We start from the raw sequence: 17984 nt of genomic DNA, 5'->3' as shown, positions 1-17984 counted from the left end.
CCTGCGTGAGCTCTTTAGGGCTACAATCTATAGTGTTCATTTGGTGGAGCTATGGCATGTTCAGAACACATCTGAAGGCAGAGGTGAAAGGAGCCGGTGCGTTCGGCGATGGACTTCGCGTTTGGCGCTACGTCGAGCAGGCGATCCAGTGTCCATGGCTTTACGTCTGCTGCACAGAGGAGAGTGGCGACGTAACCTTGAGCAGCATGCTGATGATCGCAGACATGTCGGCGTTCGAAGACGTGCTGTCGCAGCAGACCGAGAGGCTGCGTGTGGAGAATGTGCTGCTGGTTAGCCCAAGGCATCTCAATCGGCGCACGGGCTGGCTGATGGAGGGACTCGTGGAGTTATGCGAGGCGATCAGTCCTACGCAGGAGCACTTGGCATATGTCTACAAGTTGGAAGGTGGCGGTAGTTATTGGGACGGATATGTTCAGGATCTGGAGCATACCTCCCTTCGATTGATTTACTCTCGGAGATGACTTTGCGGAGGCGGCCTTGGATCTAGACCAGCAGGGTGAACTGTTTGTCCTTCAATTGATAGATGATATCAGTTTGCCTAGCCCACGACAGGTTGCTGAAGAGTCCCTGGCTGACTTTGCGAAACAAGTTTGGTATGGGGAATTGGACCTAGTTCATTTGCTCAGGAAGCATCTGGTTCGGCCGGATACGGCCGACGAGCAAAGGCGAAGGCTGCTGTACGTAATAGACCGGCTGATCCGTTATCCCTGCATACTGCGTTCGAAAGCTGCTCAGCTAAGGACGGTTTTGAACGAATGGGATGAACTGAAACCCCCACAACCTACCCTTGAGGCTGCTGAACTCGCTGCGCGTCACATGCTGGATAAGAAAGCCTTTGAGTGGGGGCTAAAGGAAGATATTACCCCACAAATGAAAGCTGTTCTGAAATATCAGACCCGTCACTATGCTGCAACTTTGGGGCGAATAACGGGATATACTAAGTTAGAGTAGTTCATCTCTATGCAGTAAGTATAAAATCAATTGATTTCAGATGTTGTCAATGCTGTAGGTGGATGTTTTCGACGAATTGCCGGTGCTCGGGAATTTATATGGTAAGGTAAAATAGGTCTTTTAATACGCGAAGTGGCTTCCGACTCCAGCTAGACCTCCATAACTGCAAAGTTTGGGAAGTACCGATACATTTTGCAAAATTTTTCCGCGTCTGATCGCGGTATGGAACCGAGAGAAAGCTCTACGCCTTCAATATTCGGTAGCTGCTGTTCAATTTTTCGAAGCTCTCTAACTGTAAGCTTAGGCATCTCTATGCGGATGGCTTTATTGTCTATAGGCATGAAGTCTAATTTGTTAAATGAGCAGGATTTATAGCGCTCAATTTCTTCCGGTGAAACAAATATCCCAACTATAGTTGTCATGCGTGCATCGTCCTGATATTCGATTTCGCATATTGGGATAAACTGCATGGCTGTTTCTGGATTTGTATTTCTATCTGATAGTGCAAGCTCTATTTCAGTTGTTAGAATTTTTCTGCATAGTTTGCCATAAGGCCATCCGGCAAGGTCCTCATCTCGCGCTTCATCAGGTACGCGCTCTCTACCAAAAGTTTGCCTAAATCTTTCAATGGCGCTCGCTTTTGACGGATCATTTTCTTCATGATATTCAATAAGCGCCTTGGCTTTCATACATTGTACAGATACCGCTAAGATAGAGCCCGACACAGCCCGAGATGCTACAGATCGGACATCATGCAGCATTGATGTAACTAAGGTGTCGTCGTAATCTAACCAGGCAACGGTGCGCTGGTCCCAATTAAGCTTGGGTAGTGCTTCTGACGAATTCGAAAACTTCATACTTATTTGGAATGGGCGGTTTTCTTCGAACCTCTCGCGTGCACCTTCTGATGCTTCTATTGAAACCATGTTTTTGATGCCGAGAGATTTATGGAATAAAATGAAGTCAGAAAACCATACAGAACCAAAGCCAACGTAGCCATAGTCCTCAATTGGTTGGAATGGAGTCAGTCGACGAAAAATGTCGACCAACATTTTTCTCTCTGCATATTTTGCGGGGCGCAGGGAGTAGTCAATCCTTCGAAAACTAGCTGCCATTAGTCACGTTGCCTTTTCAAAATCATATCAAAGCATGCCTCGCCAACAGCCTTGGCCGATCCAAGCCCTAGCGCATCTTGAAGGAAAGTTACATCATCCACGGCCCGGGAGTATTGAATCTTAACCATTTTAGGGCCCTTAACTATCGACCCTCGGGCGGGAGCAGTGAAGTCCTTTTTTACCGAAAATGACTCAGGACGCTGGGGGGACGCTTTTGTGACAAAGTCTAATAGGGCGCTTTTTTCGCGGGTGTTTTCATCAATGTCTGCGTCAAGTTCATTTAGGAAATCAATTACAGGGCGCATCATTTCAAGCATTCGCTGAAATGCCTTTCTCCATATAATACTATCTTGGTCTACATCAGTTTTTGTTGTATTCCAAGGGATTTGTGACGAATCCTCGGAGTCAAAGGATACTATGCCGCGAAATCTGGCAAACTGATTGTGGAAGCTTGGAATTAATGTTTTTCCTGCTTCCTCTTCAATCAAGCCCCAGCCAGTTACAGCTCGTCTGTCCGCCTCTAAAATAACTCGGCCGTTGCAGATGACATTCCATCCAGCTTCCTTAGGAGACGACGTTCCTACGCCTACGATTATTTTCGCAGTTACCGGAGCTGAACCTTCGCTTGTAAACGTGAGTATGTCTGTGCCAGGTGTAAAGCCATTGCTTACCAGCAAATAAATGTTGGTTGCGTCAATGCGAAAATCATTGACTGAAATCTGTAGGCCGTCGGATATGAACTGACGATGTTTTGACTTTATCAGCCCAACTATACTATTTCTGAACCAGGCCGTTCCGAACTTCAGGGCTACTTCAGGTCTTAATTTTGTAACTTTGATATCGGTTCCTGGCGAGGCAGTTGATACGCTGTTGTCTTGAGGTTTTGCCCATGGAAAGCTCCACCCAGATTGTGCTTCCCATTCGTCAACATTTACATCAACAGCCCAAGCCTCATTTGAGGTCGCTGATTGCACATTGAAATGGCGGCCAAATTTGAATAGAGCACGCTTCATCCCAACACCAAATTGCCCAATGGAGTGAGATGTGGCTTTTGCACCGGCTGGACGTCCAAATCGAAACGCGTACTCACGGGCTGTCTCGATATCAAAGCCTCCGCAGTTGTCCAAAATGCGGAAATGTGTCTGATCAAGAGTAATTTTCACCGAGCAGCCTTCATACGGTTGCTCTGCCTGCTTAGCCAGTCTCTTGGCGCCGTCAACGCAATTATCGACAAGATCGAGCACTGCCTGTTCGAGAGGGATATCCCGGACAAGCATATCTACGAAGAAAGCCTTTGTTGGCTCTGCACTGATGCTGTCCCTGATCTCAGAATCCGTTTCTGCCACAGTTCCTCCTCGAATTGCACTGATGATGCGATGCTCGTTAGCACTACGCTACCTCATACCCGGTCCGGCGTCATCACGCCGCCATTGAGGACGAGCCAGGTGTAGCCATTCACTGCCTGTCGTCGCTGCAACCTATAAGCGTAGCCTGGGCTGAGTCTGCATACGGTACGGCGTTCCCTAGCCGTCCTGCATGCGGGCCAGAGAGTCTAATGAATTTGTACTCTTGATGATGTCATAGCGCCAGCTTATTCTGACACCATTCAGGTAACGGATCAGGGGTGGGCGTGCACAATAAAGGATTCGATGTCCTGACGATCGACAAAAATGCTATTTCATGGCACTCTCCCCCAATTCTCATCTAGGGGCATGCCGTGGACACCTCAAAACCTCTTGTGATCGACTTGTTTTCTGGTTGTGGCGGCCTTGGGCTTGGAGCTGAATTGGCAGGATTCCATTCGCTAGCAGCAGTGGACGTTGATAAGGATCTCCAGTCCGCCTATAGCTTAAACTTCCCTCTTACGCAAACCATCAACACTGATCTGGCGCTAGTTACACCAAGTATGTGGAAAGGTATCCTTAAAGGAAAAAGGATAGATGGAATTATTGGCGGGCCCCCTTGCCAAGGATTTAGTCGTATAGGTCTTCGGAAAACCGATGACCCGAGAAATGCTTTGCTAGGGCAATATTTTAAACAGGTGCGTGAGTTGAAGCCGAGATTCTTCTTGATGGAGAATGTAGAAGGGCTTTTGGATGAGAAGAATAAACTTGTTCTAGAGGCTGCGCTCAATTTAATTCCTGCAAATTATCATGTTGTTGGTCCGTTGAAAATTAATGCTCTTGACTGTGGGGCCGCAACCTCTCGGAAGCGAGTGGTGATAATAGGTGTCGACTCCTCTTCTATGGACGTTATCACCCAGCAGGAGGTGGTTGCTAGCCTTGTGAAAAGTTCCGTCACTGTTCGAGAAGCCATAAGTGATATCCCCTCTCCTAATGACGATGAGTTAAGAACGTCTGAGCTGTTCACTTGGGCGAAATATAGGAGGGTGTCATTGTCGGAATACGCTTTAAAAATGCGGGCGATGCCACCAAAAGGACTAGGCTCGAAACTTTCATTAGAACGTCTGATACATGGCGAGATTTCTGGCGTAATAAACACAAAGCACACGCAACCAGTAATTGAGCGCTTCAGCGAGACCCGCCCTGGTGAGACGGAGCTGGTAAGTCGATATCCTAGGCTTTCCTGGGGAGGGCATTGCCCTACGCTGCGCGCTGGCACCGGGAGCGATAAAGGCAGCTTTCAGGCTATGAGGCCTATTCACCCCTCAGAGCCACGAGTAATTACAGTTAGAGAAGCGGCCAGACTGCAGGGGTTTCCGGATTGGTTCCTTTTTCACCCCACGATGTGGCATTCTTTCCGGATGATAGGAAATAGTGTTTCGCCACTTATGTCTCATCATTTGATGAGCATTATTGCGGAAAAGTTAGAGCGCAGAGTCGCTGCGTAGGAGGAAGCATGGCGGTCGTGAAGGATAGCATTGAGGTAAGTTTTAACTCGGACGCCGACTATTTGATTCAAGGCCTCACTTCCGATGTGAGCACGATAGAGTGCATATACGACTTAATTGATAACTCTATAGATGCTGCTCGCTCGAAAATTATTCGCGCTTCAAAGAGTTTCAAAAAGGATTCATATGGGTTGCCAGCCTCATATAAGGGCTTTAAGATTGATCTGGATGTTACCTCTCGAAAAGTAGCTGTGTCCGATAATTGTGCTGGGATAGATGAGAGCACGCTTTCTGACAAGGTTTTTACAATAGGGAAGAGGTCGAAACACGCTTTTGGTATTGGTCATTATGGGGTCGGGCTTAATCGGGCTATATTCAAGCTTGGAAGTTCTGTGCGGCTGATGACAGATAATGGGGTGCATGCATTCTCTCTTGGGTTTTCTGAGATGGATGTGCGATTAGCAGTAGAGAATAAATCAACTATCCAGGCGAGAAGACTTCCTACAAGTAAGAAAAGTTATTATAAGCTAGAAATCGATAGCGTTAAAAATGATGTGCTATCAGATTTAGGTTCAGATACTTGGCTTGATACCCTGCGAGATCAAATAAGAATTCGCTATGCAATATTTTGTGCTAAAGGGCTGGTAATTAGTGTTAATAAGAAAAAGGTGGGTAGCTTCGGCCCAAAAATACGCAATCCTGATTTCTTAGAGAAGCGAGCAAAGAATTTTGTATCTCAAAGTGGCGTATCCGTGTACCTGGAGGCCGGGCTTCATGAAAATTATCGCATAGCGAAATTTGAAATCGACTATGAACAATTTAAACCGGTTATTAAGGGGCTGACACCTGAATATGGGTGGTATGTTGTTTGCAATGACAGGATAATATTGGTTGCCGATAAAACCAAAATTACTGGCTGGACAACAACGGCTTGGCACAACGAGTATCATGGGTTCCTTGGTTGGGCTCACTATGTTAGCGAGGACCCCTCTCTGCTACCATGGGATACGAAGAAAACTGGTATAAATACAAATAATCAAACGCATATAGAGGTTTTGAGTTCGCTTAAGGAGCTTGCGGATGATTATCGAAGTAGAAATAGAAACTTAAGGCAGCCGAAATCTGGGGGCGTAGCCTCCGAGCCAGCTAAGCCCCGAGGTACTGGTGCTGCTAGCGGGCTTGGTGGAAAACCTCTAGGTGGAGGTGCTGATCCTAAAGGCAAAGTGGTTCCTGGATCTGCGATTCATACTAAAGAAATGGATATGTTGATTTACAACTTATCCTCAATTAGTAGCTCGCCACGAATCGCATCCTTCCTTCAGGAGGCTCGGGAGATCTCAATCAAAGAGCACCCATATACAGCAATGATATTGCTTCGTGTATTGTTTGAGGCGGCGCTTCGTGATTATTTGTTGAGGCATAAACATTATCAGAAAGTAAAGGACTCCATTTTCGAGGAGCAGGCTGTTCAGGGTCGGCCTTTCAGTCAAAAGCAGAAGCGTGACTTTACTCCGTCTCTGGCAAATATGTTAAGTTGGGCGGTGAAAAATACTGAAATATTTAGCTCTGACCTGCGGAGAGGAACAAAGACCTCAATAGATAATTTTATTAAGGACCTATCGCGCCTGAATGGTATTGTGCACGAAGATGGAGTGCTTACTGATTTTTCTGAGGCAAAGCAGATAAGGAACAATGCTTTAAAGGCTCTGGAAACATTTTTGGGGAGCTGATTTTACTGATGGTATGTCAGATGGGCCTTATGTTATTGGCCCATCTATAAAATTTTGCAGTTTTTCCCTCAGTTGCTCTAGATTTCTAAGTTCGCATTGCCAGACCGTTAGTACCTGCCAGCCATCTGCTTGGAGGGCATGAATATTTTTTGTATCTCTTCTTTTGTTTTTCTCTATTTTCTCCTGCCAGTATTCGAGTCGGGTTTTCGGAAGTCGCCCATACCTACAGTTAGGGTGGCCATGCCAAAAGCAACCGTTTACGAATATCACCTTCTTCCTTCTCAGAAAGGTAAGATCTGGCCGTCCTTGTAGATATTTTAGATGTAGTCGATAACGATACCCCATGCCGTACACTAACTTTCTGACGATAAGTTCCGGGGTCGTATTTTTTCCTTTGATACGACTCATTAACCAGCTACGCTGCTCGACGCTCAATCTGTCCATTAGGGGGCCTAAGCAATTTCAATTCGACTCGAACGGTTGCTTAATTGAGATATGCTTCTTCAGTACCATACTATCCGGCAGGCTAGATATTCGCCAATAATAATTCTGACGTCGACACCATCTTGCCAGTCAACCAGGTATCTGTAGCGTCCGGACTGTATGATCAACCATGCTCCAATTTGAATTGGAGGAACGGGTTTACCCGATGCTCGTAGAAACGCACGGCATCCTATTTCAGGCCATAGCGGCTGAACGCAGTCCTCAAGGATCTCGAAGTCATTTATCTCTTCAGTAGTCATCGTTGGGATGGCGCGAACCGAATAATGGTCCGGCTGATCGTTGCAGGACTCTCCCAACTCGTATGCCGCATGCCCCTGCGCCAACTTCATGATTACGTTGCGGACTCTCCTTTCGTCGGGCTGCCACCAGATATGTCCACAGTCATCCGTTCTACGACATTGTTCCAACTGATTTCTCAATCGCGGATTTCGGGCTAGTGCATGCTTTATCTTCTCTCGTGATAGCTCGCTGATCTCGGTTGTTCCGGACATGGTGCATTCCAGCAGGCACGCTATGTATTCCTCATCCAACGAGAAGCCGCCGTTGCATTTTTGGCAGGCTTCGACGACCGGAAGATTTGCTGGAAGTGGATTATCCAAAAGAACGCGGGAGGGCACATGGTCAACCGTTTCCGGCGGCCCACCGCAATAGGTGCATCTGCCTTTCAAGCGCTCATCTAGAAAGAGATGCTTCGGATCCATACATTAGCTCCAGTTACAGGTGCGATGTGGGCTCTAAGCTTCAATAACAGTTTGAGGCTACCTCAAAACCTCCGACTCGGGGAAAAACTATCTTTTCCGATTAGCTTTTCTCGCTTGCTTCTGTTGTATGTTTTTTGATTTCTTTGTTTTTAGTTGCTTTCGCTTGCTTGCAGTTTGCCGAACAACGACGGCGGTGCCAAGTTGAAGGCTGTCCGCCGCCGGAAACTGAAAGCTCCTGCTCTCTGTCGGGGTGCTGGAATCCGCGTAGATTCCAAGCGCCGATCTCAGCCTTTCCACCTCAGTCCGCTCCTCCTCAGTGTATTCATCGCGAATGTATACACATACGTCTTCGGAGCCCCCTTGATAGTCTTTCAATGGATGATCGAAACCAAGTGCGATGATGGTCTTAGCTCCAGTGAACTTAAGTTTTGCGCACTGTGCATACGAAAGCAAAAGCCTACTTCGGTATTGCCTGTAGTCCACATAGGACTGCTCTGCAAACTTCGGACATGCCAAAAAAATATATAGGAGATCTGGAGCTTGCTGTGTAGTCAGGGTGCGAGCCCGGCGCACGTACTGCCCGGCCTTTGCTAGTTCCATCATCTCAAAGAAGTGGCGTGATAGCTCACGTCTCATGAACCTGGTTTCACTTGCCATAAGTCGCAGGGCGAGCTCAGTTTCATGATTCTTTTGATTCGCGCCCAGGTCAGTGATCGTTGGATCCCCTACGGTTATAAATTTTTCGATCAACGCATCCCAAAATTCACTTATCTCATTCTGGGCGTGCATCTCCCTGTACTCTGGGCGTGATAGCAGTTCAGGATAAAGTGTTTCATCGAAGCTGATGTGATGAGGAGCGTTTTCTGTACTAGGATGGAATGCATGCTCATTTTCATTAGTATGCATTAAGTAAGATGCAATCAGTTGCTCTTCCCCTGCACTTGTTATTATCGTATTCGGATTGAGCAAGAAGGCCCTACGCGCACCTAGGTATTCGACGAAGTCCTTGATGGTGCTCATCTCGTGCATCAGTACTTCGAGGGAGATCTCATCAAAGACGTGGACAAATTCTTTACTAGAATCTAGCGGGCCAGTGGTAAACGGAAGTTCCGCATAGGCGTTGTGGTCCACGCCGGTTTGGATCATGTGCGAGCCGACGCTGCCTGAGAAGTGCTTCGCGCTGGCCTCAGCACTCCCCCGTGTCACTGCGACAAGGTGAAAACGTATCTTTGTAATGTCGGGAATCTGCACGGGTAGAGGTCGAGTGCATTTGGAATCCAAAAACACCCTATGTGGGAAACGCTCCAGCCAGCTTTTGGCACCATACAACTGCTTTGCAGAACTAGTAACGGCACGTTTATACCAGCGCTTCCAAGCAACCTTGGTATCAGTTTCGGACTGATAGGTGATGTGCTTGTCGGAAAAAATGACGATGTCATCTCCGAATACGACCATTACATCGGCAAACTCTTTCGCGCTTCCCTTCCCATTGTGCATGTCCTGGTCAGTGTGCAAGTTGGCGTGGGCCCACAGGCTCAAGAACGACTTTCGGCATAGCCTCATCAGCAATCGCTCGGAGTCATTCACTCCCTCTGCATCCGATATGTCGAAAACACCTGGTCTTTCCGAGCTAGACATTCAAGTTCCCCCTACTTGTTCAAAATAATCTATCAGAAGCGAAAGCCGGGGTGATGGCGATCTGGCATCCAGCCCAAGCGATGCTTCTCGTCGGCTCAGGTGAGCAGCAGTTGAGCTCCACCCTTTGGCCGCTCTGCGGCGTCGGCAGGGATCTACCTGACGCTCAGTGTGATCTTGCTCGTACGGATGGATGGGTTTTGGCCATGACGAGCGGGAATGGGGCAGTTTAGCCCAACAGCTTTACTGGCTGACGGCTGCCGCTGAAGCAAGCAAAATGTAAACAACCCGCCTGTAGCCTGGGCTTTGTTTACTTTTTTTCTGTTCGGAGATCGTTATGTGTGTCCAAGACCTTGATTTTCAAAGGGTATGCGACCTGTTTACGCTCTCCATGTACACAGAACCGTTCTAAGACGCAGTCGAAAGCCTCGCTCAAGAAAAAACCGCGCTTCGTTACCGAGGCGCGGTTTTTTTACGCTTGCTGATCAGGCCTTGGCGCTGAGGAACTGCTGCGTACCCACCACGCTCGCATAAGCAAATCCCAGCGCCGCCATGAAGGCTGCATGCACCTGGGCGGCTGGGACAACGACGCCATTGAACTCCAGGTCCAGGGTGGCGCAAGCGTCATGGATCACCGTGACGTCATAACCCAGGTCCGCCGCCGCCCGGGTGACACCGTCGACGCACATATGGCTCATGCTGCCGACGATGACCAGTTTCTCGACACCGAGTTGCTCGAGAATGGCTTGCAGCTCGGTCTCACGGAACGAATTGACGAAGTGCTTGAGCACCACCGGTTCATCGGCGCGGTTGAGTACTTTGGCGTGCAGCTTCGCGCCGTCGGAACCGGGAGTGAAAAACGGGGCGTCGTCGGAGGTGAATTCGTGACGGATGTGCACCACCGGGTCGCCGGTCTGGCGAAAGGCTTCGATGATTTGTGCGGCATTGTCGGCGGCGGCTTCGGCATCGACCAGTGGCCATTTTCCTTGGGGGAAGTAGTCGTTCTGGATATCGACTACGATGAGCGCTTGCTTGGACATGGAGGCTTTCCTTGATCGGATTGGATGTGCGGCCAGTATTGGCGCTTGCCGCCGGTTCGAGGATTGGCCGCAACGACAAAAAGCGAGGGAAAACTGACAATGACGCAGCACAGGGCAGTCGCCGAGTTGGGAATCCTGATTTATCCCGGCGCGCAGTTGGCGGCAGTGCACGGTTTGACCGATCTGTTTGCAGTGGCGGGGCGGATCGCCGGCGAACAGGCCAACGCGCAGCTGCCGCGCTTGCGCGTCAGCCACTGGCGGGCGGGGCAGGGCAACGCTCCGATGCGCGAATTCGACAGCGAAACCGGGCCGGCCGGTCAGCTGGTCGCGTTGCTGATTCCGCCATCGATTGCCGCGTTCGACGACGGCCTGGCTTGCCCGGCGCTGATGGACTGGTTGCGCACGCTGCACGCCGGCGGCACGGTGTTGGGCGGAGTTTGCGTCGGTTCGATCCTGCTGGCCGAAAGCGGCCTGCTCGACGGGCGCAGCGCCACCACCCATTGGACCTCCGCCAAGGGTTTCGCCGAGCGTTACCCGGCGATCAAGCTCAACGCCGATAAGCCCATCGTCGACGATGGCGACCTGATCACTACCGCCGGACTGATGGCCTGGTCGGAGCTGGGCCTGCGCCTGGTGGATCGCCTGCTCGGCCCGAGCATTGCCACGCGCACCGCGCAGTTCCTGGTGATCGAGCACAGCGACAGTGCAAGCCAGTGCGGCAGCAATTTCGCACCGATCCTCGGGCACGGGGACAAGGCGATTCTCAAGGTCCAGCACTGGTTGCAAGGCAGCGGCGCAGTGGACGTTTCGCTGGGAGCGATGGCCGAGCGGGCCGGGCTGGAAGAGCGCACCTTCCTGCGCCGGTTTCGCGCCGCCACCGGGCTCAAGCCCACCGAGTACTGCCAACACCTGCGTGTCGGAAAGGCCCGGGAGATGCTCGAATTCACCAATGGCACCATCGATCACATTGCCTGGACGGTGGGTTATCAGGATTCGAGTGCCTTCCGGGCCACGTTCAAGAAAATCACCGGGATGGCGCCGAGTGACTATCGGGCACGGTTTGGGGTGAGTCCGCCCGCGATCTCAAGGCCACAATAAATCTCATTGTGGCGACGGAGCTTGCTCCTGCTGGGCTGCGCAGCGGCCCCTGGTTTGATTTGTGACATTGAGGGGCGCTTCGCACCCCAGCGGGAGCAAGCTCCCTCGCCACGGGGATGTGTTGCTTCGAGGATATCGTGCATTTTGCCGGATCGTGCGGGCCTGTCGTGCAGAATGAAACAGGCCAGGTGCCATCCATTTCACCTCCAGGCCGCCGCTGCGTTGATCCTGCGTCCAGTGGCGCGGCGTTGGCCTGATCTCTGCACCCCTTTACCGACAGCCATCGAGCGCAGGAAAAAGGGCAACGCATGACGTCGGTCAATCGCAAGAAAACGGTAATGGCTCATTCGGTCAATCCTCACGCACCGCTCCACGAAGTCGAGACCAATCGGGCGCTGGCCCGCTGGCTGGCGCAGATTCTCGGATGGGAATTCGGCGGCAGTCATGACGGGCAGCAAGCCGTCGCTCCAGATCTGTATTGGCTGCCCACCCAAACCCTGATTGGCACCGAGACCGCGCAGCGCCTGGGCGTGCAAGGGCCGGAGGACTTGTGGGGCGGTTTCGTCGAGCATGATTTCATCTGCACCAAGGCGATCGCCCACGGTCTGTTGAATAAGCACGCGGTGGCGCCAATAGGTTGGTCGCCTTTGTTTGCCAAGCTGACCCGCAGCGCGGTATTGGATGGCGTGACGGTCTTTTCGCTCAAGGACGCACGCCTGGCCGCCGAGCATCTGCTGTACAACGGGGCGATCCGCCTCAAGCCGATCCATGCCTCTGCCGGACGCGACCAGCGGGTCATCGCGAGCCTGGCGCAGTTCGATGAACTGGCCGCTGCGCCCGACGCCCAAGCAACGTTTCGCGATGGTGTGGTGCTGGAACAGAACCTCAGTGAGGTCAAGACTCAGAGCGTCGGCCAGAGCTTCATCGACGGCTGGGTCTTGAGCTATTGCGGTGTGCAGCACCTGACCCGCGACAGTGAAGGCCTGGAAGTCTACGGCGGCTCGGACTTGCTGGTGGCCCAGGGCGGCTATATCGAACTGCTCAAGCTGGAGCTGCCCGACGATGTACGTGAGGCGGTGCGGCTGGCGCAGGTGTTCGATGACGCAGCGAACCAGGCCTACCCGAACTTTTTCGCGTCCCGGCGCAACTACGACATCGCCCAGGGCCTGGATGTCGGGGGGCAGCCCCGCGGCGGCGTCCTGGAGCAGTCCTGGCGCATGGGCGGGGCCAGCAGTGCCGAGCTGGCGGCATTGCAGGCGTTCGTCGAGGACCCGCAAACCTGCGCCGTGCGGGTGTCCTCGGTGGAGACCTACGTCGACCAACCGCTGCCGCCCGGAGCCCGGGAGGTCTACCGCGGCCCGGCGCACAATGGCGATTTCCTTCTCAAATACGTGACGGTTCATTCCTATGACGGCTAGAAGCGAAACCATTCAGATCGAGATTGACGATGAACGGATGAACGGGACTTTCCTGAGTCCCAAATCCAAGGTCCCCGGCGTGTTGTTCGTGCACGGCTGGGGCGGCAGCCAGGAGCGCGACCTGGAACGGGCCAAGGGCATCGCCGGCCTGGGCTGCGTATGCCTGACCTTCGATTTGCGCGGTCATACCGGTGGGGCGGGAATTCCCCTGTCGCGGGTCACGCGGGAAGACAATCTTCGCGACCTGTTGGCGGCCTATGATCGATTGCTGGCCCATCCGGCCCTCGACACTTCGGCGATTGCCGTGGTGGGCACCAGCTACGGCGGCTACCTGGCCTCGATCCTGACCGCGCTGCGACCGGTGCGCTGGCTGGCCTTGCGAGTGCCGGCGCTGTATCGCGACGAACAATGGAATACGCCTAAGCGCGATCTGGACAAGGCCGACCTGCTGGATTACCGCAGCACCCTGGTGCACGCCGACACCAACCGCGCCTTGCAGGCCTGTTCGAAATTCACCGGTGATGTGCTGCTGGTGGAGTCTGAAACGGATGATCATGTCCCTCACGCCACCATCATGAGCTATCGAGCGGCCTGCCAGCAGACCCATTCGCTGACCCACCGGATCATCGATGGCGCCGACCATGCCTTGAGCGACCCTGTGTCACAACAGGCCTACACCTCGATCTTGGTGGGTTGGATCACGGAAATGGTGGTAGGGGAGCGGTTGAGCATTATTCAGGAGCGGTGATTTTGTAGTGATAATTAGGGCCCTATCGCGAGCAAGCTCGCTCCCACAGGGGAACTCATTTCAAACTGTGGGAGCGAGCTTGCTCCGGGCGGCGATCCGACGATGAGGCCCGTCCAAACGCTCCATTATTCAGATCTTGATGACTTGACCCCAGGCTTCACCCGCAGCGCCTTGGCCTTCGCCTCGATCACCAAGTACATCACCACCGTGATCAACAACGGCAGGATGAAGTAGATTGCCCGGTAAGCAATCAACCCCGCCAGCAGGCTGCCCCGCGACACTTCATGCTGCAGCAAGGCGATGAACACCGCCTCCAACACCCCAAGCCCCGCCGGAATATGCGTGATGACCCCGGCGATGCTGCTGATCAGCAGCACCCCGAGCACCACCGGGTATTCCAGTTTGCTGGGCAGCAAGGTGAAGATCACCGCCGCCATCAGCGACCAGTTCAGCGCCCCCAGCGCCAGTTGCAAGACCGCCATGCGCAGTGAGGGCAGGTTGATTTCCATGCCGCGAATGGTCCACGCCCGGCGCTTGGAGAAGCGACAGGCCAGCAGATACCCGGCGCTCGCCAGCAGCAACAGCACGCCCACGCCCTGCAACGCACCGCTGCTCAGTTTCCAGCCCGGCGGCATCGTTACCAGGCCGCTGCTGAACACCGCGCCGGCCAGGGTCATGTAGCCGAACCAGTTCGTTGCCAGGCTCAGTCCGAGGATCTTGGCAATGTTCCCGGTGCTGACCCCCAACCTCGAATACAGTCGATAGCGCATGGCGATCCCGCCGACCCAGGCGCTGAGGTTGAGGTTGAAGGCGTAGCTGATCACCCCCACGGGCAGGATCTGCCGCCAGCCCAGTTTCTGCCGGATGTAGGTGCGGCCAATCAAGTCGAAGCAGGCGTAGGTGATGAAACTGATGATGGTCAGCCCTGCGGCGATGATCAGTGTGCGCACTTTGAAGTCGGCCAGGGTATCGAACACCTCCGACCAGTCGATGCGCCGAGCCAGGGCGGTGAACAGCACGATCAGCAGCAGGAAGAAGGCCAGGGTCAGCGGTCTTTTCCAGCGGCTCCAGCGCGAGGTGGGCTTGGCCTGGTCCGGCGTTCGGGTGTCCCTTGGCGCGGTCTGCGCTTCAGAGTGGTTCATGGGGTTCGCTCCGGACCGCCGTCGGCGGCGAAAAAGGTTTCAGACGCGGTTTATGGGCCGGCAGCCATCCGGCCCAGGCCGGGAAGTGGCGCAAGAAGTGGAACACCATGAACCCGATGGTCATGCGCCAGATCAGCCCGCGTGGGGCCTGGGCTTCGCGCATGACGGTGCAATGGTTGCGGCACAGGTAGTCGAGGCGCTCGTGCAGTTGGCGGTTGAACGCGCGGTCGCGGATCAGCACATTGGCCTCCAGGTTCAAGGACAGGCTCAAGGGGTCGAGGTTGCTCGAACCCACGGTGCTCCAGTCCTCGTCCACCAGCGCGACCTTGCCGTGCAGCGGCCGTTCGCAGTATTCGTAGATCACCACGCCGGCCTTGAGCAGATAGCTGTAGAGCATCCGCGCCGCGAGCTTGGCGATCATCATGTCCGGCTGGCCCTGCAGGATCAGGCTGACTTCCACGCCGCGTCGCGCCGCATTGCGCATCTCCCGCAACAGCCGATAACCGGGGAAGAAATACGCGTTGGCGATCATCACCCGGCGCTGGGCGCTGCGCAGCACTTGCAGGTAGACCTCTTCGATGTCGGTCTGGTGATCATGGTTGTCGCGATAGACCAGGCGCACCTGGCCGTCGTGATCGCTGAACGCCAACTCGCTGCGCCGGCTGCGGCGTCGCTGCCACCAGTATTTGGCCCGGGCCGGACGACCGCTCTGCATCAAGGCGAAATGGTGGATATCGACCACCGCCGGACCTTTGATCTCGACCGAATAGTCCTGTTTGGCCTCGGGGCCGAAATCGCCCAAGTGGTCGGCTGAGAAGTTGATCCCGCCGATGAACGCGATCACTCCGTCGATCACCACCACCTTGCGGTGCAGGCGGCGGAACCAGTTGGTGCGAATGCCCAAGTGGAGGGGCGCGGGGTCGAACATTTGCAGGCGCACCCCGGCATCGCTCAACGACGCCAGGAAGTTGGGCGTCAGCTCGCCGCAGCCGAAGCCGTCCAGGCTGAGGGTGACGCGCACGCCGCGTTGGGCGGCGTCCACCAACAGGTCGCGCAGTTCGTTGCCGACCTTGTCTTCGAACAGGATGAAAGTCTCAATGAGAATTTCCTTTTCGGCCCGGCGAATGGCCTCGAAGACTCGTGGAAAATACTCTTCGCCGTTTTCCAACAGCGTGACGCGGTTATTGCCGTGCCAGCCATATTCGACATCGACCAGCGCCGGGTTGCGCTCGGTGGGTGGCGCCTCGACCTGTTCCACCGTCGCCTTGTTCATCGTCGCGCTCATAATTCGATCTCCACCGACAGCGGGGCATGGTCTGACAGGTGCGACCAGGGGCGTACGCTCAACACCTGGGGTTGGCGGGCCTTGAGGTTGCGCACGTAGATGCGGTCCAGGCGCAGCATCGGCAGGCGCGCCGGAAAACTGCGGGCCGGCTTGCCCCAGTGTTCGGCGAACACCTCGCGCAGGCCGCAGGGTTGTAGCAAGTCGCTGGCCTTGCCGCGCCAGTCGTTGAAGTCACCGGCGACGATCACCGGGGCATCGGCTGGCAGTTCGCTCAAGCGTTTGCACAGCAGCTTGAGTTGTTCGACCCGATGGCCTTCGCGCAGCCCCAGGTGCACACAGATCGCATGGACTTGCTGGCCTTCGACGCCCGGCAGGCGCAGTACGCTGTGGAGCATGCCGCGGCTTTCGTGGCCGCTGATAGACACGTCGAGGTTGTCGTGGCGAATGATCTGGAATTTCGACAGCAAAGCGTTGCCATGGTCACCCTCCGGATACACCGCGTTGCGTCCATAGGCGAATTGCGGCCAGAGGCTGTCGGCGAGGAACTCGTATTGCGGCATGCTCGGCCAGTTGCTGTAGCGCTGGGGGTGGTGTTCGTGAGTGCCGTGGACTTCCTGCAGAAACACCACGTCGGCGGCCACGCTGCGCACCGCTTCGCGCAATTCCGGGAGGATGAAGCGGCGGTTCAGGGCGGTGAAGCCTTTGTGGGTGTTGACCGTCAGTACGGTGAAGCGATTGACCGGGGCAAGGTCCTGGTTCACGGGCTGGGTCGGCTCGCGGGAGGTCTCGGTGGACTGCCGGCTGCTCATGACAATACCCCCTCGGCCGGGCTGACTCCGGGCGCAGTGGCGAGGTCTTTGCCCAGTTCGAAGCGGTGCAGCAAGTGACGCGCGTCATAGGGCGCGCGGACCTTGATGTCGTTGTCGAAATAGCAGAACACCTCGCGGCTCTTGCGCGCCCGGGGCTTCTTATCCGGATCGATCAGTTGCGCGTCATCCGGTTGCGTGCCGTGGCTCCAGGCTTCGATCCGGTCGCCCCAGCGTTTCAACGCTTCGTCGGTGTAGCCGCTGGCATACAGCTCTTCGGCACCGTGCAGGCGGATGTAGATAAAGTCACTGGTGACATCTTCGCGATAAGGCCATTTGCCGGCGGTGTCGGCGATCACCAGGGCCACGTCATAGCGCCTGAGCAGGGTCACGAAGTGCGGGTCGATGAAGCTCTGATGGCGGATCTCGACGGCATGGCGCAATGGGCGCTTTTTATCGGCACGGGTGCTGGCGTGGCCGTCCAGGCGCGGTTCGTGCTCGCGTGCCAGTGCCGCGGCGCCTTCGGTGTCGTGGGGCAGTTGCTTGAGAAAGTCTTCGAACAGCTCGGGGTCGAATTTGAAGCTCGGTGGGAACTGCCAGAGGATCGGGCCGAGTTTTTCCTTGAGCTCCAGCACTCCTGAGGCGAAGAAGTTGGCCAACGGTTTATGGACGTCACGCAAGCGTTTGATATGGGTGATAAAGCGTGGCGCCTTGACGCTGAAGACGAAGCCGGACGGCGTCTCGGCGTACCACTGGGCATACCGTTCGGGACGTTGCAGGGCGTAGAACGATCCATTGATTTCGATGCTGTTGACTGCACGCGAGGCGAATTGCAGTTCCCGCTTCTGGGTCAGCCCCTTGGGATAGAAATCACCGCGCCAAGGCGTGTAGCGCCAACCGGAAATGCCAATGTGGATCGCCGTCATGTGTCCCTCCCGT

At 54.3% G+C, this 17984-nt stretch carries 17 protein-coding genes; 7 read left to right on the top strand and 10 right to left on the bottom strand.

Annotation, left to right across the window (positions count from 1 at the left end; all coding sequences use genetic code 11):
• The first annotated feature begins 56 nt into the window (after positions 1–56).
• Both ACLEJR_RS20705 and ACLEJR_RS20700 read left to right on the top strand, forming a co-directional pair.
• Complete coding sequence (locus ACLEJR_RS20705; RefSeq protein ID WP_196176575.1) at positions 57–482, top strand: hypothetical protein; 426 nt, start codon at positions 57–59, stop codon at positions 480–482.
• 16 nt (positions 483–498) lie between these two features.
• Positions 499–972 carry a hypothetical protein gene (locus ACLEJR_RS20700; RefSeq protein WP_440816131.1) on the top strand — a complete coding sequence of 158 codons (474 nt, stop codon included), beginning with the start codon at positions 499–501 and terminating at the stop codon, positions 970–972.
• A 149-nt stretch (positions 973–1121) separates the two neighbouring features.
• Here the strand turns inward: ACLEJR_RS20700 and ACLEJR_RS20695 are convergent, their stop codons facing one another.
• Positions 1122–2087: an O-methyltransferase gene (locus ACLEJR_RS20695; RefSeq protein ID WP_440816130.1), complete on the bottom strand. Its 966-nt coding sequence runs from the start codon at positions 2085–2087 to the stop codon at positions 1122–1124.
• Complete coding sequence (locus ACLEJR_RS20690; RefSeq protein ID WP_012270252.1) at positions 2087–3433, bottom strand: ATP-binding protein; 1347 nt, start codon at positions 3431–3433, stop codon at positions 2087–2089. Before ACLEJR_RS20690 ends, ACLEJR_RS20695 begins: the two co-directional genes overlap by 1 nt.
• A 371-nt stretch (positions 3434–3804) precedes the next feature.
• On the opposite strand from ACLEJR_RS20690, the gene ACLEJR_RS20685 reads away from it, so the two are divergent.
• On the top strand, positions 3805–4938 hold the full coding sequence (locus ACLEJR_RS20685) for a DNA cytosine methyltransferase (RefSeq protein ID WP_012270253.1): 1134 nt from the start codon (positions 3805–3807) through the stop codon (positions 4936–4938).
• A gap of 8 nt (positions 4939–4946) precedes the next feature.
• The gene (locus ACLEJR_RS20680) at positions 4947–6668 is read left to right on the top strand and encodes an ATP-binding protein (RefSeq protein WP_440816128.1); all 1722 of its coding nucleotides are present in this window, start codon (positions 4947–4949) and stop codon (positions 6666–6668) included.
• Between the two features lie 27 nt (positions 6669–6695).
• Here the strand turns inward: ACLEJR_RS20680 and ACLEJR_RS20675 are convergent, their stop codons facing one another.
• The 4 genes from ACLEJR_RS20675 to ACLEJR_RS20660 form a co-directional block, all read right to left on the bottom strand.
• Positions 6696–7112, bottom strand: a complete 417-nt coding sequence (locus ACLEJR_RS20675; protein ID WP_440816127.1) for a very short patch repair endonuclease — start codon at positions 7110–7112, stop codon at positions 6696–6698.
• A 59-nt stretch (positions 7113–7171) separates the two neighbouring features.
• Positions 7172–7873 (bottom strand): hypothetical protein, encoded by a 702-nt coding sequence (locus ACLEJR_RS20670; protein ID WP_012270256.1) that lies wholly within the window; start codon positions 7871–7873, stop codon positions 7172–7174.
• 87 nt (positions 7874–7960) lie between these two features.
• On the bottom strand, positions 7961–9511 hold the full coding sequence (locus tag ACLEJR_RS20665; RefSeq protein ID WP_440816124.1) for a hypothetical protein: 1551 nt from the start codon (positions 9509–9511) through the stop codon (positions 7961–7963).
• Between the two features lie 482 nt (positions 9512–9993).
• The gene (locus ACLEJR_RS20660; protein WP_440816122.1) at positions 9994–10548 is read right to left on the bottom strand and encodes a cysteine hydrolase family protein; all 555 of its coding nucleotides are present in this window, start codon (positions 10546–10548) and stop codon (positions 9994–9996) included.
• Positions 10549–10647: 99 nt separating this feature from the next.
• On the opposite strand from ACLEJR_RS20660, the gene ACLEJR_RS20655 reads away from it, so the two are divergent.
• The 3 genes from ACLEJR_RS20655 to ACLEJR_RS20645 all read left to right on the top strand — a co-directional run bounded on the left by ACLEJR_RS20655 (position 10648) and on the right by ACLEJR_RS20645 (position 13812).
• On the top strand, positions 10648–11646 hold the full coding sequence (locus ACLEJR_RS20655; RefSeq protein WP_440816119.1) for a GlxA family transcriptional regulator: 999 nt from the start codon (positions 10648–10650) through the stop codon (positions 11644–11646).
• 308 nt (positions 11647–11954) lie between these two features.
• Positions 11955–13064 carry a DUF3182 family protein gene (locus tag ACLEJR_RS20650; protein ID WP_440797856.1) on the top strand — a complete coding sequence of 370 codons (1110 nt, stop codon included), beginning with the start codon at positions 11955–11957 and terminating at the stop codon, positions 13062–13064.
• Positions 13054–13812: an alpha/beta hydrolase family protein gene (locus ACLEJR_RS20645; RefSeq protein WP_440797858.1), complete on the top strand. Its 759-nt coding sequence runs from the start codon at positions 13054–13056 to the stop codon at positions 13810–13812. The genes ACLEJR_RS20650 and ACLEJR_RS20645 overlap by 11 nt, the downstream gene beginning before the upstream one ends.
• Positions 13813–13937: 125 nt before the next feature.
• Here the strand turns inward: ACLEJR_RS20645 and ACLEJR_RS20640 are convergent, their stop codons facing one another.
• The 4 genes from ACLEJR_RS20640 to ACLEJR_RS20625 are packed head-to-tail and all read right to left on the bottom strand — an operon-like array spanning position 13938 to position 17971.
• Positions 13938–14954 carry a lysylphosphatidylglycerol synthase domain-containing protein gene (locus ACLEJR_RS20640; protein ID WP_440816116.1) on the bottom strand — a complete coding sequence of 339 codons (1017 nt, stop codon included), beginning with the start codon at positions 14952–14954 and terminating at the stop codon, positions 13938–13940.
• A complete protein-coding gene (gene clsB / locus ACLEJR_RS20635) occupies positions 14941–16239 on the bottom strand; it encodes a cardiolipin synthase ClsB (RefSeq protein ID WP_440816113.1) in 1299 nt (432 codons plus the stop codon). Before clsB ends, ACLEJR_RS20640 begins: the two co-directional genes overlap by 14 nt.
• Positions 16236–17048 carry an endonuclease/exonuclease/phosphatase family protein gene (locus ACLEJR_RS20630; RefSeq protein WP_440816110.1) on the bottom strand — a complete coding sequence of 271 codons (813 nt, stop codon included), beginning with the start codon at positions 17046–17048 and terminating at the stop codon, positions 16236–16238. Before ACLEJR_RS20630 ends, clsB begins: the two co-directional genes overlap by 4 nt.
• Positions 17045–17971, bottom strand: coding sequence for a DUF72 domain-containing protein (locus tag ACLEJR_RS20625; RefSeq protein ID WP_440816108.1), 927 nt, complete (start codon positions 17969–17971; stop codon positions 17045–17047). The genes ACLEJR_RS20630 and ACLEJR_RS20625 overlap by 4 nt, the downstream gene beginning before the upstream one ends.
• Between the last annotated feature and the right edge of the window lie 13 nt (positions 17972–17984).

It is taken from the genome of Pseudomonas sp. SMN5 (assembly GCF_052041925.1).
Classification (GTDB): Bacteria; Pseudomonadota; Gammaproteobacteria; order Pseudomonadales; family Pseudomonadaceae; genus Aquipseudomonas.
This window is presented reverse-complemented; position numbering and strand designations above follow the sequence as displayed.

Bases quoted from the DNA above. Each gene is read 5' to 3' on its own strand.
- ACLEJR_RS20640 (WP_440816116.1), bottom strand. From the start codon at position 14,954: ATGAACCACTCTGAAGCGCAGACCGCGCCAAGGGACACCCGAACGCCG.
- ACLEJR_RS20625 (WP_440816108.1), bottom strand. From the start codon at position 17,971: ATGACGGCGATCCACATTGGCATTTCCGGTTGGCGCTACACGCCTTGG.
- ACLEJR_RS20650 (WP_440797856.1), top strand. From the start codon at position 11,955: ATGACGTCGGTCAATCGCAAGAAAACGGTAATGGCTCATTCGGTCAAT.
- ACLEJR_RS20630 (WP_440816110.1), bottom strand. From the start codon at position 17,048: ATGAGCAGCCGGCAGTCCACCGAGACCTCCCGCGAGCCGACCCAGCCC.
- ACLEJR_RS20695 (WP_440816130.1), bottom strand. From the start codon at position 2,087: ATGGCAGCTAGTTTTCGAAGGATTGACTACTCCCTGCGCCCCGCAAAA.
- ACLEJR_RS20675 (WP_440816127.1), bottom strand. From the start codon at position 7,112: ATGGACAGATTGAGCGTCGAGCAGCGTAGCTGGTTAATGAGTCGTATC.
- clsB (WP_440816113.1), bottom strand. From the start codon at position 16,239: ATGAGCGCGACGATGAACAAGGCGACGGTGGAACAGGTCGAGGCGCCA.
- ACLEJR_RS20660 (WP_440816122.1), bottom strand. From the start codon at position 10,548: ATGTCCAAGCAAGCGCTCATCGTAGTCGATATCCAGAACGACTACTTC.
- ACLEJR_RS20680 (WP_440816128.1), top strand. From the start codon at position 4,947: ATGGCGGTCGTGAAGGATAGCATTGAGGTAAGTTTTAACTCGGACGCC.
- ACLEJR_RS20645 (WP_440797858.1), top strand. From the start codon at position 13,054: ATGACGGCTAGAAGCGAAACCATTCAGATCGAGATTGACGATGAACGG.
- ACLEJR_RS20665 (WP_440816124.1), bottom strand. From the start codon at position 9,511: ATGTCTAGCTCGGAAAGACCAGGTGTTTTCGACATATCGGATGCAGAG.
- ACLEJR_RS20655 (WP_440816119.1), top strand. From the start codon at position 10,648: ATGACGCAGCACAGGGCAGTCGCCGAGTTGGGAATCCTGATTTATCCC.
- ACLEJR_RS20670 (WP_012270256.1), bottom strand. From the start codon at position 7,873: ATGGATCCGAAGCATCTCTTTCTAGATGAGCGCTTGAAAGGCAGATGC.
- ACLEJR_RS20705 (WP_196176575.1), top strand. From the start codon at position 57: ATGTTCAGAACACATCTGAAGGCAGAGGTGAAAGGAGCCGGTGCGTTC.